Source organism: Micromonospora sp. WMMC241 (assembly GCF_027460165.1).
In the GTDB taxonomy this organism is placed as follows: Bacteria; Actinomycetota; Actinomycetes; order Mycobacteriales; family Micromonosporaceae; genus Micromonospora; species Micromonospora humi.
Genome location: NZ_JAPZBF010000001.1, coordinates 2513368 through 2527599, shown reverse-complemented (window position 1 = coordinate 2527599; position 14232 = coordinate 2513368). Strand labels below are relative to the sequence as shown.

12 protein-coding genes are annotated in these 14232 nt (G+C 73.9%); all 12 read right to left on the bottom strand.

Annotation, left to right across the window (positions count from 1 at the left end; all coding sequences use genetic code 11):
* Positions 1-3 precede the first annotated feature (3 nt).
* The 12 genes from O7598_RS11665 to O7598_RS11610 all read right to left on the bottom strand — a co-directional run bounded on the left by O7598_RS11665 (position 4) and on the right by O7598_RS11610 (position 14168).
* Positions 4-402 (bottom strand): 6-pyruvoyl trahydropterin synthase family protein, encoded by a 399-nt coding sequence (locus O7598_RS11665; RefSeq protein WP_269691341.1) that lies wholly within the window; start codon positions 400-402, stop codon positions 4-6.
* 2 nt (positions 403-404) lie between these two features.
* Positions 405-1382: a zinc-dependent alcohol dehydrogenase gene (locus O7598_RS11660; protein ID WP_269691340.1), complete on the bottom strand. Its 978-nt coding sequence runs from the start codon at positions 1380-1382 to the stop codon at positions 405-407.
* A gap of 94 nt (positions 1383-1476) precedes the next feature.
* Positions 1477-1752, bottom strand: coding sequence for a hypothetical protein (locus O7598_RS11655; protein ID WP_269691339.1), 276 nt, complete (start codon positions 1750-1752; stop codon positions 1477-1479).
* 110 nt (positions 1753-1862) lie between these two features.
* Positions 1863-3890, bottom strand: a complete 2028-nt coding sequence (locus O7598_RS11650; RefSeq protein WP_269691338.1) for a heavy metal translocating P-type ATPase — start codon at positions 3888-3890, stop codon at positions 1863-1865.
* A gap of 52 nt (positions 3891-3942) precedes the next feature.
* Positions 3943-4293, bottom strand: a complete 351-nt coding sequence (locus tag O7598_RS11645) for a DUF1622 domain-containing protein (protein WP_269691337.1) — start codon at positions 4291-4293, stop codon at positions 3943-3945.
* 131 nt (positions 4294-4424) lie between these two features.
* On the bottom strand, positions 4425-5810 hold the full coding sequence (locus O7598_RS11640) for a cellulose binding domain-containing protein (RefSeq protein WP_269691336.1): 1386 nt from the start codon (positions 5808-5810) through the stop codon (positions 4425-4427).
* Positions 5811-5830: 20 nt separating this feature from the next.
* The gene (locus tag O7598_RS11635) at positions 5831-7234 is read right to left on the bottom strand and encodes a pectinesterase family protein (protein ID WP_269691335.1); all 1404 of its coding nucleotides are present in this window, start codon (positions 7232-7234) and stop codon (positions 5831-5833) included.
* 172 nt (positions 7235-7406) lie between these two features.
* On the bottom strand, positions 7407-9551 hold the full coding sequence (locus O7598_RS11630; protein WP_269691334.1) for a sigma-70 family RNA polymerase sigma factor: 2145 nt from the start codon (positions 9549-9551) through the stop codon (positions 7407-7409).
* A gap of 103 nt (positions 9552-9654) precedes the next feature.
* Positions 9655-10320, bottom strand: coding sequence for a TcmI family type II polyketide cyclase (locus tag O7598_RS11625; RefSeq protein ID WP_269691333.1), 666 nt, complete (start codon positions 10318-10320; stop codon positions 9655-9657).
* 28 nt (positions 10321-10348) lie between these two features.
* Positions 10349-11575, bottom strand: coding sequence for a cytochrome P450 family protein (locus O7598_RS11620; RefSeq protein WP_269691332.1), 1227 nt, complete (start codon positions 11573-11575; stop codon positions 10349-10351).
* Complete coding sequence (locus tag O7598_RS11615) at positions 11572-11883, bottom strand: putative quinol monooxygenase (RefSeq protein WP_245716202.1); 312 nt, start codon at positions 11881-11883, stop codon at positions 11572-11574. Before O7598_RS11615 ends, O7598_RS11620 begins: the two co-directional genes overlap by 4 nt.
* Before the next feature lie 5 nt (positions 11884-11888).
* Positions 11889-14168 (bottom strand): FAD-dependent oxidoreductase, encoded by a 2280-nt coding sequence (locus O7598_RS11610; RefSeq protein WP_269691331.1) that lies wholly within the window; start codon positions 14166-14168, stop codon positions 11889-11891.
* Positions 14169-14232: the final 64 nt, after the last annotated feature.

Sequence of the window (14232 nt, the reverse complement as noted above, 5' to 3'; positions counted from 1 at the left end):
CGGTCACAGCGACCGCTCGTAGCTCGCCCACGCGACGTGCGACTCGTGCAGGGTGACGGTGATCCCGGCCAGGCCCCGCGCCCCCTCCCCCAGCCGGCCGGCGTGCACCGCGTCGGCGAGCCGGTCGGCGACGGTGCGGGCCAGCACCTCGGTGGTGGTGTTCACCCCGGCGAAGGTCGGCTCGTCGTCCAGGTTGCGGTAGGTCAGCTCGCCGAGCACGGCCTTGAGCTGCTCGGTGGCCAGCCCGATGTCGACCACGATCCCGTCGGCGTCCAGCTCCGCCCGGCGGAACGTGGCGTCGACGACGAAGGTCGCGCCGTGCAGCCGCTGGGCCGGGCCGAAGACCTCGCCGCGGAAACTGTGGGCGACCATCATGTGGTCCCGGACGGTCACGCTGAACACGTTTACTCCTCGCCGTAGGTGATGAGATGACAGAGCGCCGGCAACCGGCCCGAGGCGAGCCGGTCCAGCACGTCGGGCAGGTCGGTGAAGCGGGACCGGCCGGTGAGCAGCGCGTCGAACGCCGGGTCGGCCAGCAGGTCGAGGGCGAGGGCGAGCCGGTCGGCATAGCTGCGGTCGGCGCGCCGGGGCGACACGGTGCCGACCTGGCTGCTGCGGATGCCGAGCCGTCGGGAATGGAACGCGCCACCGAGCGCGAGAGTGACCGGGCGGTCGCCGTACCAGCTCAGCTCCAGCACGGTGCCCTCCGGGCGGAGCAGCTCCAGGCCGCGTTGCAGCCCGGCGGCGCTGGCGCTGGCGTGCACCACCAGGTCACGGTCGCCGGTGGCGTCGGCGGGCAGGGCGAAGTCGACGCCGAGCGCCTCGGCCACCCCGGCCCGGGCCGGGTCGGCGTCGACCAGCTCGACCTTGACGCCGGGGAACCGGGCCAGCAGCGCGGTCACGCCGCACCCGACCATCCCGCCGCCGATCACCGTGACCCGGTCGCCGACCAGCGGCGCGGCGTCCCAGAGCGCGTTCACCGCGGTCTCCACGGTGCCGGCCAGCACCGCGCGTTCGGCCGGCACGCCGTCCGGTACGACCACCACGGCGTCGGCCGGGACCACGTACGCGCTCTGGTGCGGGTACAGGCAGAACACGGTCCGCCCGCGCAGCTCCGCCGGGCCGGCCTCGACCGTGCCGACGTTGAGGTAGCCGTACTTGACCGGCGCCGGGAAGTCACCCTCCTGGAACGGGGCGCGCATCGCGGCGTGCTGGTCGGCGGGGACCCGGCCGGTGTAGACGAGCGTCTCGGTGCCCCGGCTGACCCCGGAGAACCGGGTGCGGACCAGCACCTCGTCGGGGCCGGGCGGGTCGAGGCGGACCGGCCGGATCTCACCCTCGCCGGGAGCGCGGAGCCAGAAGGCGTGGGCGTCGACGGTCACGAACCCTCCTCATTTCCCGCATTCCGACCGAGTTGTCGATCATAAACACGGAAGCGAGGCGTCCATGGTTCGAACCGCCCGGCACCCGGGCCGATCAGGCGGCCCGCCGACGCCGCGCGGCGACCCGGGCGTCCGGCTCACCGTACTCGGCGCGGCCGGCGTCCCCGGCCATACGCATGGCGCGCAGCGCGGCCTCCATCGGCTCGCAGGGCGCCGGCCGGCCGGCGCAGAGCAGGCTGGAACACCGTCCGGCGGCGTCCGGCCGGTGCGCGGCGGCCACGTCGTAGGCGGCCCGCCACAGCAGCGCGTCGGTGACGCCGCGAGGCAGCACGGCGTCCTGACTGGACCTGGTCCGGTTCGTCTCGGGCACCGGCGTTCCCCTTCCGTCGTCACTCCCGGTATCAGTGACCCGGTGAGTCGAGATCAAACCTCCCACCTGCGGACACGTGCCGGCCAGCAATACATCTCACGTTCGGCGGGTCAGTCGGCCGGGGCGAGCCGGACCCGGCGCAACAGCTGCGCGTTGAGCGCCACCACGATGGTGGAGGCGGACATCAGCACCGCGCCGAGCGCCGGGCTGAGCGCCACGCCCGCCCAGGCCAGCACGCCGGCGGCGAGCGGGATCGCGACCACGTTGTAGCCGGCCGCCCAGGCCAGGTTCTGCCGCATCTTCCGGTACGACGCCCGGGACAGCCGGATCACGCCGCCGACGCCGCGCGGGTCGGAGCCGGCCAGCACCACCCCGGCGGACTCGATCGCCACGTCGGTGCCGGCGCCGATGGCCACCCCGACGTCGGCGCGGGCCAGGGCGGGCGCGTCGTTGACGCCGTCACCGACCATGGCCACGGTCAGTCCGCGTGACTGCAGGTCGGTCACCGCCTTGTCCTTGTCGGCCGGGAGCACCTCGGCGAAGACCTCGTCGACGCCGGGCCGGAAGCCGAGGTCGGCGGCGACCGCCTCGGCGACCGGGCGGGCATCGCCGGTGATCATCACGATCTTGCGTACGCCCAGCTCACGCAGCTCGGCGACGGCGGAGCGGGCCTCCGGGCGGACCTGGTCCTCCAGCGCGAACGCGGCCACCGCCTCGGCGCCGGCGGCGGCGGGCAGCCGGACCAGGTGCAGCACGGCGGCTCCCCGTCGGGACCACTCCTCGGCGGCCCGGGTCAGGGTGCCCGGGACCGCGGCGTCCAGCTCGCGCAGCAGGGCCGGCCCGCCCACCGCCCAGTCGACGCCGTCCACGGTGGCCCGTACCCCCCGCCCGGTCAGCGACCGGAAGCCGCGCGCGGTCGGCCGCCCCGGGGCCGCGCCGGCGGCGGCGACCAGGGCCCGGGCGAGCGGGTGTTCGCTGTCCGCCTCCACGGCGCCGGCCAGGCGCAACGCGGCGTCGTCGGTCAGCCCGCCGGTGGCGGCCACGCCGGTGACCGCGTGCCGGCCGCTGGTGAGCGTGCCGGTCTTGTCGAACAGGACCGTGTCGACCGTACGCATCCGCTCCAGCGCGAGCCGGTCCTTCACCAGGATGCCGGCGCGGGCGGAGAGCGCCGTGGAGAGTGCCACCACCAGCGGGATGGCCAGCCCGAGGGCGTGCGGGCAGGCGATCACCAGCACCGTCACGGTGCGCACCACGGCCTGGTCCGGGTCGCCGAGCAGCAGCCAGACCACGAACGTGGCGAGGCCGGCGGACGCCGCCAGGTAGAACAGCAGCGCGGCGAACCGGTCGGCGAGGACCTGCGCGCGCCCACCGGAGGACTGCGCCTCGGCGACCAGCCGGCCGATGCCGGCCAGGGCGGTGTCCGCGCCGACGGCCTCGACGCGTACCCGCACTGTGGAGTCGGTGGCCACGGTGCCGGCGACCACCCGGTCCCCGGCGGCGCGGGGCACCGGCCGGGACTCCCCGGTGATCATCGACTCGTCCAGTTCGGCCGCGCCCTCGACGATCCGTCCGTCGGCCGGCACCCGGCCGCCGGAGCGGACCAGCACCAGGTCGCCCACCCGCAGGTCGGCCACCGGCACCGGCTGCGGCCGGCCGGCGTCGTCGAGGCGCTCGGCGTCGTCGGGCAGCAGGGCGGCCAGCGCGCCGAGCGCTCCGCGCGCTTGGCCGACCGCGCGCATCTCCTGCCAGTGGCCGAGCAGCATGATGGTGACCAGCGCGGCCAGCTCCCACCAGAAGTCGAGGTCGAACGCGCCGAGGCTGGTGGCGGCCGAGGCGAGGTAGGCGACCACGATGGCCATCGAGATCAGCAGCATCATCCCGGGGGCGCGGTCGCGCAGCTCGCGGAGCCCACCGGCCAGGAACGGCCAGCCGCCGTAACCGAAGACGACGGTGCCGAGCACCGGGCCGACCCAGCGCGCGCCCGGGACGTCGAGCGAGTAGCCGAACCAGTCCATCACCATGTGGCTGGTGAGCACGATCGGCACGGTCAGCGCCAGGCTCAGCCAGAACCGGCGGCGGAACTGCTCCGGGTCGTGCCCGGCGTGCGCGTCGTGCCCGGCACCGTGTGCGTGATCCATCGGGTCACCTCCAGCCGCCACCGTATACCCATACCCCCCAGGGGTAGCAAGCTCAACCGCCGGGCCGGCCCTGCCAGGGCCAGCGGCCGTCCAGCTCCACCTCGAGGGAGAAGCTGAGGAACGTCCGGACCAGCACGATCAACGCCAGCACGCCGACGCTGGTGAACGTGGGCGACACCGCCACGGTACGGATGATGTCGCCGCCGACCAGGAACTCCAGGCCGAGCAGGATGGCCCGGCCCACCCCCTGCCGATACGCCCGGTAGTGCGCCACCACCTCCCGGGTCCGGCCGCAGCGCATTGCGAAGACCACCGTGGCGACCGCGACGCCCACCGCGATGACCAGCACCCCGGCCAGGTCCAGCAACGCCCCGACGTGCTGGATGATCTCCTTCGTCGACACCCCGCCACCCCCGTACGCCTCAGCCTGGCGTATCCGGTGCGGCGGCGAGCGGGTTTCCGCGACCGGGCGACCGGCGGGGACGTCCGGCCGGGACGGCGGGCGGGTGGCCTGCGCCGTCCCGGCCGGTCACGTCACTGGCCGATGGCGGCCTGCGGGCCGGCGTGGGTACGCAGCAGTGCGGGCACGTCGGCGGCGGGGTCGAGTCGGTAGGTGTAGAAGCTCGACGGGGTGAACGCGGATCCACCGGTCTCACGCTGGCCGGTGCAGGCGACACAGACGCTGCCGCTCTGGCGCAGCTCGGCGGTGTCGTCGCGGTAGTAGGGGTCCTTGACGGTGTCGTAGTAGGTGTTCTCGATGACCATCCTGGTCCGGCCGCGGGAGTAGTTGCCGTAGCCGCGGACGTTCTGCATGTAGTTGTTGTAGAGGTGGGCGTACGCGACGTTGTCGGTGCTGGGGTTGCGCACGTTGGTGTCGTGGATCCAGTTGTGGTGGATGGTGATGCGGGCCGTGACGTTGTCGGTCCAGCCGATGCCGAAGGCCTTGTTGCCCTCGGCGATCACGTTCCAGGACACGGTCAGGTTTGTGGTGTCCTTGCGGCTGTCGATGAGTCCGTCGTTCATCCGCACGATCTGGTTGTGGTCGATCCAGATCCGGTCGGCGGTGTCCATCTGGATGCCGTCGTAGTCGAAGTCCTTGTCGTCCGGGTCGTCGGACGCCATCCGGGTGTCCCGGATGGTGAGGTTGCGGATGATGACGTTGCCGGTGCCGACGCCGAGGTTGAACCCGCCGTTGACGATCTGCCCGCTACGCCCCACGCCGACGACGGTCTTGTTCGACCGGACCGGGATCTCCCGGCCGTACGGGCTGACGGTGATCGCCGCGGCGACCCGGATCACGTACGGGGTGCTGGCCGAGGCGTAGCGCTCCAGGTCGGCCTGATTGGTCACGGTGACGGTGACGCCGCCGGCGCCACCGGTCGTGCCGGCCGCGCCGGCGAACCCGTCCGGCGCGTTCGGGTACGGCACGCCGCCCGGTGGCGTGGTGGGCGTCGGGCCGGGCGAGGTCGGGCTGGGCGCGCCGGTGGTCGGGGTGACCCCGCCGGTGCAGGCGGTGCCGTTGAGCGTGAACGCCGTCGGCGCCGGGTTGGTGGCGCCGCGCGAGCCGGTGAACCCGAACGAGACACTGCCGCCGGTCGGCACCGCGGCGTTGTAGTCGACGTTTGTCGCGGTGACGCTCGACGTTCCGGCGGGAATCGTCGCGTTCCACGCCTGGTTCACCTGCTGCCCGGCGGGGAACGTCCAGGCCAGCCGCCAACCGTTGAGCGCGTCGCCCAGGTTGGTGATCGTCACGTCGGCGTTGAAGCCGCCGCCCCACTCGCTGGACACCCGGTAATCGACCCGGCACCCGGCCGCCGCCTGCGCGGTGACCGCGGTGACCGCACCGGCCACCGCCAGCGCCGCGGTCGCGCCCAGGACCAGGACGGTACGCCAGGACCGGCGCGTCTTCGGATGCGTCATGTCACTCTCCCCGGTGGTGGTCACAGCGGGTTCCAGCCGTCGGTGCCGGCCAGGTACCGCTGCGGCGTGTAGTTCGCGGCCTGCGCGTCGCTGAGCTGGGGGCGGTTGCCGTTGACGGTGGCGCCGGGGCCGGTGTTGCGGTATTCGGAGAAGCGGGCGTTCTGCCAGGTGGCGTCGCCCATGTTGGTCCATGGCTGGCTGATCTTGATGGTGTTGCTGAGCGTGGACTCGCGGTAGAGGACCTGGGCGCCCTGGCCCCAGGGGCGGCCGAGGGTGGTGTTGTTGCTGCCGGTGCCGGTGACGGTGGACTTGTAGATCAGGAAGCCGTAGGTCTTGGCGGGGTCGGTTCTGGCGGCGGTGATGGCGCTGCCGGTGGAGCGCTTCTCGTGGATGGTGGAGGCGTTGATGACGATGGTGCCGTCGCCGAAGATGAAGTCGGTGGTGCCCTCGATGTAGGAGCCGACCACGTAGGCGCGGGCGCGGGCGTTGACCAGGAAGGTGTCCTGGTCACCGAGGAGCCGCACGTTGCGCAGCACGGCCCGGTCGGCGTTGAGGTTCAACGCGACGGCCTGCTGGTTGACGGTGGTGGAGTTCTCGTCGTAGTCGTTGGCGATGGTCAGGTTTTCCGCGACGAAGTTCGCGCCGTCGACGAACATGCTGGCGCTGGCGAAGGTGCCGCCGTTGTTCGCCGAGTTGTTGAACACGAGCACGGTGTTCGACGGAGACGAGCCGAGCCCCTGGAAGGTGATGTTCGGCTTGTTCGACGGCACGCGCACCACCTGCCGGTAGGTGCCCGCCTTGATGGTGATGACCCGGCGGGTGGTGTTGTTCGCCGGCACCGCGTCCACCGCCTCCTGCACGGTGCGGTAGCTGCCGCTGCCGTCCGCGGCCACCGTCGGCTTGCCGGCCGGCGGCGGCGTGGTCGGCCCGGACGTCGGGGCGGGGCTCGCCGTCGGTGTGGCGGTCGGCGGCGGCCCGGCGGTCGGCGGCGGCGTGGACGAGCCGGCGCAGGCGACGCCGTTGAGCGTGAACGCGGTCGGGCTCGGGTTGGTGGTGCCGGTCGAGGCGCCGTTGAAGCCGACCTCGACGCTCGCGCCGGTGGCGATGGTCGCGTTCCAGTCGACGTTGGTGGCGACGACGGCCGCACCGGACGAACTGGCGGTGAAGCCCCACGACTGGGTGACGGTCTGCCCGGCCGGGAACGTCCAGCCGAGACGCCAGCCGGTGAGCGTGTCACCGAGGTTACGGATGGTGATGGCCGCGCTGAAGCCGCCGGACCACTGCGACGTGACCCGGTAGTCGACCTGGCAGCCCGCGGCGGCCTGGGACGGACCGGCGGTGGCGACGCCGGCGACGGCGAACGCGGTGGTGGTGACGAGGGCGGCGAGCAGGCCGGCCGCCCGCCGTCGGACGAGATGTCTCACGATTCTCCCCGGAGATCCTGGTGTTTGCGGTGTGTCGGCCCCGCCGACACCGCCATCGCTGACGGTGGCCCGCACGGTGGAGACCGGTGCCCGGAGACGGAGGCTGCCCGGCGCCCCGTCCGCACACAGACGGGCCGCCACGCCCCTCGACAACGCTTTTGCGGCGGATTTCTCAGGAGGCGGTCAGGTCGGCGCCGACCGGTGTGCCGGTATCCAGGTAGCGGGTGGACGGCAGCGTCCCGTCCGGCCGGCGCGGCCCCTCGGCCGTGGCCGGGTCGGTCGACCGCAGCCGCACGGCGTTCCCACCGTCCCATGAGTTGCCGGTGGTGGCGGCGTCCGGGACGCCGCGGACCGGCGTGGCGTTCTCCACCGCCAGGTTCCGGCGCGCGGTGACGTCGCCACCGGTCAGGTCGAAGCCGGCGCCGCCGTTGCGGAAGGCCGTGTTGCCGATCAGGTCGATCGACCCGGTGTTGGCCTCCACCCCGAAGCCGTGTCCGCGGTTGCCCCAGGTCGCGTTCTGCAGCACCCGGTGCCCGGCGGGGATCGGCTCACCGCCGCCGAGGGAGAAGCCACCTCCGTTGCTGTCCCAATCGGCCACGCCCCAGCGGTTCTGGCCGTTGCCGTAGGACCAGTTCCGCTCCACTGTCACCGGGTCGGCGAAACCGCCGAGGTCGACACCGTCGTCGGCGTTGTGGAAGGCCCGGTTGCCGCGCAGCACGTTACCCGCGCCGGCGCCGAACTTGACCGCCAGCCCGATCCCGGAGCCGCCCGGGTCGGCCGGGTCGTAGCTGCGGAAGAAGTCGCTGTCGAGCACCTGGTTGTCGACCGTTCCCGGGTCGCGAAGCGTCAGGCCGGAGCGGGTGTTGTCGTGCATGGACAGCCGGCGGAACACGGTATGGGCACAGGACCGGCAGACCCAGGCGTGGCTGCGCGATCCCCGTACCTCCAGGTCCTGCACCGTCCACCACGCGGTCCGTTGGGTGACCGCCCACCTGTCGGCGGGGAGCGCGGCGGCGTCGAGCACCGGCCGCTCGGCCCGGTAGGCGCTGAGCACGATGCGCCGGTTCGCGGTGCCGTCGGTGGTGATGGTCACCGGCTCGGTCATCCGGTAGGTGCCGCCGCGCAACGCGATGATCTGCCCGGGCCGGACCACCTCGACCGCCCGGCCGAGCGTGGCGAACGGGCGGCGAAGGCTGCCGTCGCCGTCGTCGCGGCCGTTCGGGGCGACGACGATGTCGGCGTCGGTGACGCCGGTGAGAGCCCGCGACGGTCGGGGCGTCGGGGTGGCGCTCGGCGATCCGGACGGCGCGGGCCGGGCCGAGGGGAGACCGCGGCCGGGGATCGTCGGCGCGGCGGCAACCACGCCGTCGCGACCGTCCGGGGCGTGCCGCACCGCCAGCACGAGGCCACCGACGGCGACTACCGCGACAGTGCTCGCCGCGACCGCGGCCTTGAGCGACAGGACCCCGCGCAGGCCGCCCGTCGCACCGGACGCGGCGGCCGTCGCGGACGGCACGACCGCCGGCGCCTCGACCGCGGCGCGCAGCCCGGCGGCGAGACCGGCCGGCACCGCCAGCCCGGCCAGGGTGGGCAGCACCCGGGCCGGGTCGGGCCGGCGCCCGCCGGCGGCGAGGCAGCGCGGGCAGGCCAGCACGTGCCGGCCCAGCCGCTTGCGCCAGAGCGGCGCGAGCACGCCGTCCCAGCCCCGCGCCGCGACGGCCAGCTCCGGACAGCGCGGCCGGGCCTGCCACGCGGCCAGCATGGTGTACGCCTGCGCGAGCCGGGCGCGCATCCGCTGCACCCGGACCGCCGCGTGTCCGGGGGCGACCGCCAGCGCCTCGGCCAGGTCGGCGCGGGTCAGTTCGCCGTTGAGCTCCTGCCACCACAGCGCGAGCACCTCACGGTCGTCGCTGTCGAGCCAGGCGACCGCGGCGAGCACGTCCCGCCGCGCGGCGGCCCGGTCCACCCCGGCCACCGCCTCGCCGGCCACGTCGACCGCCGCGTCCGGCACCTCCGCGTACACCTCCAGCGGCACCTGCCGCGCGGCGGCCCGCCGGCGGGCGTGGTCCCGGACCTGACGGATGACGATGGTGACCAGCCAGGCCCGGAAGCGTTCCGGGTCGCGCAGCGTGGGCAGCCGCTCGACCACCCGCAGCATGGCCTCCTGGACCACGTCGTCGACGTCGGCGTGCCCGGCGAGCGCGCGGCCGACCACGTTGTGGACCAGCGGCAGGTGGGCGGTGAGCAGCGCGGTGAGCGCGCTCCGGTCGCCCCGGCGCGCGGCCGTCACCAGTTCGACGTCCACGCCCGCCGTCACGGCGCACCGCCCTCCGGCCCCCGGAGGATCCCGACCACCGGCGATCGTGGGAGCGCGCCCACGAGGCGCGCACAGCGCTACCGGCGTGTAAACCCCGCGCGGCTCAGTCCTGCGCGCGCCAGCGGTAGAAGACCTTCGCCACCTGGTCCTGCGGGCCGTGGCAGAGATCCGGCCGGTACGGCTCGACGTACGGCCCGAGATCCTGCATCACCTTGCCGAAGGCCGGCTTCTCGGCGTGCTGGTTCCGGGTCGCCTCGGCCGCCGACGACTCCTGCTCCAGCAGGTGCACGTAGACGTCGTCGATCGAGTAGAGCCAACGCCCGGTGACGCCCAGGTCCCTCGGGAGCGACCCGGCGTCGGACTCGCCGAACACCCGGGCCACGTCCGGCTCGGCGCCCGGCTTGATCCGCCCGACGATCACGGTCAGCGTGGTGTCCTCGGGCGGCTCGCCCTCGGGCGCCCAGTGGTAGAACTCCTTCGCCACCGAGTCCGACGGGTTCTTCCAGTAACGCGGGTACGGCGTGACGTACGGGCCGATCTCCTCGGCGATCTTCTGGAAGGCGGGCAGGCCGCGGGTCTGCCCGGAGATCCTCGGGTCCTGCTCACGCTCGATCACGTGCAGGTAGAGGTCGTGGTGCGACAGCAGGTACCGGCCGATGACCCCGAGGTCCTGGGGCCGGGTGACCTGGTCGTAGTGGCCGAAGACGTTGCCGACGATCTCGTCGCTGCCGGGGACCATGTGGCAGACGATCACGTTCCGGAAGACCATGGGTGTGCTCCTTGGCTGGGTGGGCGGGCTAGGCGGTGAAGGTGACCGGCAGTTCCAGCAGGCCGCGGAAGGGCGAGGCGGCCGGCAGCCGGCGCACCTCGGCGAGCGGGACGGCGAGCCGCAGCCCGGGCAGCCGGCGCAGCAGCGCGGAGAGCGCGAGCAGCGCCTCCATCCGGGCCAGCGAGACGCCCAGGCAGTAGTGCACGCCGTGGCCGAAGCCCAGGTGCGGGCCACGGACCCGGCGCAGGTCGAGCCGGTCCGGGTCGGTGAAGTGCGCGGGGTCGTGGTTCGCCGCGTTGATCGCCACCCCGACGATTGCGCCGCGGGGGATGCGTACCCCCTGGTAGTCGACGTCCTCGGTGGCGATGCGCGGGCTGGCCACCGGCAGCGGGCCGTCGAAGCGCAGCAGCTCCTCGATCGCGGTCGGCAGCAGGCGCGGCGTGGTCCGCAGCAGCTCCAGCTGCTCCGGATGGGTGAGCAGGGCCAGCACCGCGTTGCCGAGGAAGTCGGCGGTGGTCTGGTGACCGGCGAACAGCAGCAGGAACGTGGTGGTGACCAACTCCGCCTCGGACAGCGTCCGGTCCCGGTCGACCGCGTCCACCAGCGCGCCGATGATGTCGTCCGCCGGGTCGTCGCGCTTGGCCCGGACCAGGTCGGCGAGGTAGTGGTGCAGCCGCAGCTGGGCCTCCTGCACCGCGGCCCGCTCCTCGGCCGGGGGCCGGCTGGTCGAGCCGGAGGTGCGGATCACCTGGGTCCAGTCGAGCACCCGGTCGTGGTCGGCCGGTGGGACGCCGAGCAGCTCGCAGATGACCGTCATCGGCAGCGGGATGGCGAAGTCCCGCATCAGGTCCGCCGCACCCTGTGGAGCCATCTTGTCGATCAGCTGGTCGACGATCGCGGCCACCCGGGGACGCAGCGCCTCGATCCGCCGCGGCGCGAACGCCTGCGACACGACCCGGCGCAGGCGGGTGTGCTCCGGCGGGTCCGAGTTGAGCATGTTGCGGTTCAGCCCCTCCGAGTTCGGGCCGAAGATCCGCAGGTAGTGCTGGTCGGGACCGTAGAGGTCCTTGGACAGGCGCGGATCGGTCAGCGCCGTGCGCGCGTCGTCGAAGCGGGTGATCAACCACGAGTCGAAGCGCGGCGAGCCGACCGGGCAGACCGGCCGCTGCGCCCGCAGCCGGGCGAAAGTGGGATAGGGATCGGCCGCGAACGCGTCCGTGTACAGCTCACTCGCCGGCATGACGTCCTCGGTCATCGGGCCTCCCCCGGTTCGCCGGTCACGCTGTGCAGCACCTGATAGGTGTGTCGCTCGGCGGACTCGCGCAGCTCCCGGACCACCCGCAGCAGCCGGTCGCGGTGCGCGCTGCGGCCGAACGCGTCCAACCGCTCCCGGTCCGCCCAGTCGCTGATCACCAGATAGACGCGCGGGTCGTCGGCGTCGCGGACCAGGTCCTGGTGCAGGCAGCCGTCCAGGGTGCGGATCTCCTCGGCGGCCGCGCGCCACTCCGCCTCGAACCGCTCCTCGCAGCCCTCCCGGGTCCGCATCGCCAGGACCGTGCGCACCCGGTTCACCGCGGGCCGCCGAAGATCAGGTGCAGGTGCTTGCGCAGCGCGTCGGCGTCGACCGGGGCGCCGCGGAACCCGACGTGCCCGTCCGGGCGGATCAGGTAGAGCCCGGTGCCGGCCAGGCCGTACCCGGCGCGGAAGCGGCGGTCGCCGTCGCGCAGCACCGGCGGGTCGGTCCGGCGCGGTTCGGCGACGTCCGGGTCGAGCAGCAGGTACGCGTCCAGTTCCCCGCCGGCCTGCCGCCGCGCGTCGGCGCAGAGGTCGGCGAACCCGGCCAGCTCCGCCGCGTCGGCCGTGGCGTCGGCGTAGAGCAGCAACGTGTGCCGGGTGCCCCGGGTCAGGTCGCGCAGCCGCAGCGGGTGCCCGACGCCGCGCCGGCGCAGACCCTCGACGTCCGGCGCGCGGTCGCCGGGGCGAGGCGCGTCACCGAGCGCGGCCGGGTCGGAGACGGTCTCCCCGACCAGCGGACTGCCGGCGTAGCTGAGCAGCAGGGACATCTCCTGGAGGAACTGCCGTTCCAGGTCGGCCCGGTCCACCTCCTCGGTGCCGGCCATCCGCACCGCGCGGCCGACGATCTCCTCACCCTCCGGACGCCGCTCCGCCTCGTAGCTGTCCAGCAGGCCGGGGGCGGCCTGCCCGCGTACCGCCAGGGCCAGCTTCCAGGCCAGGTTCCAGGAGTCCTGGATGCCGGTGTTCATGCCCTGGCCGCCGGCCGGCGGGTGCAGGTGGGCGGCGTCGCCGGCGACGAAGACCCGACCGTGGCGGTAACGGTCGACGATGCCGTGGCTGATCCGGAACACCGACGACCAGCGCAGGTTCGTCGCCCGGGTGCCGGGCGGGGCGAGGCGGTCGAGGGCGGCCTGCACGTCGTCGAGGGTCGGCTCGCCGAGCTCCTCGCTGAACCCGGGCGGGGCGTCCTGGCCGCCGGTGCGGGCGAAGAACCGCGGCGGGGCCAGGGTGGCGATGCGGTAGCGGTGCTCGCCGCGCAGCGGCACGCAGACCAGCATCCCGTCCATCCGCCCGTCGGTGGTGTGCAGGAAGCGCAGCAGGTGCCCGTCGGGCATGTCCCAGTCCACATCCACGTCCACGAGCATGAACAGCTGCGGGAAGCGCCCCAGGCCGCCGGTGAAGGTGAGGCCGAGCCGGTCCCGGACCCGGCTGTGCGCGCCGTCGCAGCCGACGAGGTACGCCGCGCGTACCGTCTCGGTGGCGCCGTCGGCGGTGCGCACGGTGGCGGTCACGCCGTCCGCGTCCTGGGTGAAGTCGACCAGTTCGGCGCCGAGCCGCGGGCGCACCCCGAGCGTGGCCAGCCGGGCGGTGAGGATGCGTTCGGTCTCGTACTGGGGCAGGCCGAGGTGGGCGTAGGGCAGGCCGGGCAGCTCCCAGCTCATCCGGTGGGTCTGCTCGCCGTTGACGAAGACCATGTTGCCGGTGAGCCAGATGCCGGCGTCCATGGCTTCCCGGACGACGCCCTGCTCCTCCCAGATCTCCATGGTCCGGCAGTGCACGCCGATCGCCTTGTCCGCCTGTCCGGCCGGTGTCGCCCGCTTGTCGATCACCCGGCAGTCGATGCCGCGCCGGGCCAGCTCGACGGCGGCGGTCAGCCCCGTGGGGCCCGCCCCCACGACCAGTACGTCCGTTGTCCTCTGCACGTCGGCCTCCCTGCCGGTGGTGTGGAGTCGCCGGCCGTCCCCACCGGGCACGACGTGGAACAGGCGGCGGTGGATGTCGAGAAGGAACGGCGCGATCGGCCCGGCCTGCGCCGAGGCGTGCGCCGGGTCGGCGATCCAGTCGAGGAACGGCGCGGCGGCATCCCATTCCGCGAAGATGTGGTGCGTGTCGGAGTCGGGTACGCGGAGCAGCTGCTCGCGCCGGTAGCCGGGTATCGCCGCCATCCGCCGCACCACCTCGGGGTAGCCCCGGTGGAACTCGGCGAGCCGGTCCCGCGGCACGGTCAGCTCGACGTCCACGTAGACCGGGCCGTCGCCGTCGCCGTCCTCCCGCATCGGCGGGTAGTCGGGCGGACCGGCCGGTTCGGTCAGTGGCCGGAGCAGGTCGGCCAGGCGGGCGGCCACCGGGCCGTCCCGGTAGGCGCGCAGCGCCTCGTCGTCGACCCACTCGGTGACCACGACGAAGCCGTACGGGTCCAGCGCGTCGGCCAGCAGCTCGTGCCGGAGGCCGCCGGGGAGGGTGCCGAGCTGCCCGGCGATCATCTCCCAGGCGGGACCCACGGCGGGCTCGCATCCCGGGTGCGCGCGCAGCCGGAGCATCGTCCTGATCATGCCGTCCCCTCGCGCCGTGCCGTCCTCGTGCCGCGACCCTGCCGGAGCCCGCGTCACCCGGCCG

Excerpts from the sequence above, each read along its gene's own strand:
- O7598_RS11650 (WP_269691338.1), bottom strand. The coding sequence starts at position 3,890 with ATGGATCACGCACACGGTGCCGGGCACGACGCGCACGCCGGGCACGAC.
- O7598_RS11640 (WP_269691336.1), bottom strand. The coding sequence starts at position 5,810 with ATGACGCATCCGAAGACGCGCCGGTCCTGGCGTACCGTCCTGGTCCTG.
- O7598_RS11625 (WP_269691333.1), bottom strand. The coding sequence starts at position 10,320 with ATGGTCTTCCGGAACGTGATCGTCTGCCACATGGTCCCCGGCAGCGAC.
- O7598_RS11620 (WP_269691332.1), bottom strand. The coding sequence starts at position 11,575 with ATGACCGAGGACGTCATGCCGGCGAGTGAGCTGTACACGGACGCGTTC.
- O7598_RS11610 (WP_269691331.1), bottom strand. The coding sequence starts at position 14,168 with ATGATCAGGACGATGCTCCGGCTGCGCGCGCACCCGGGATGCGAGCCC.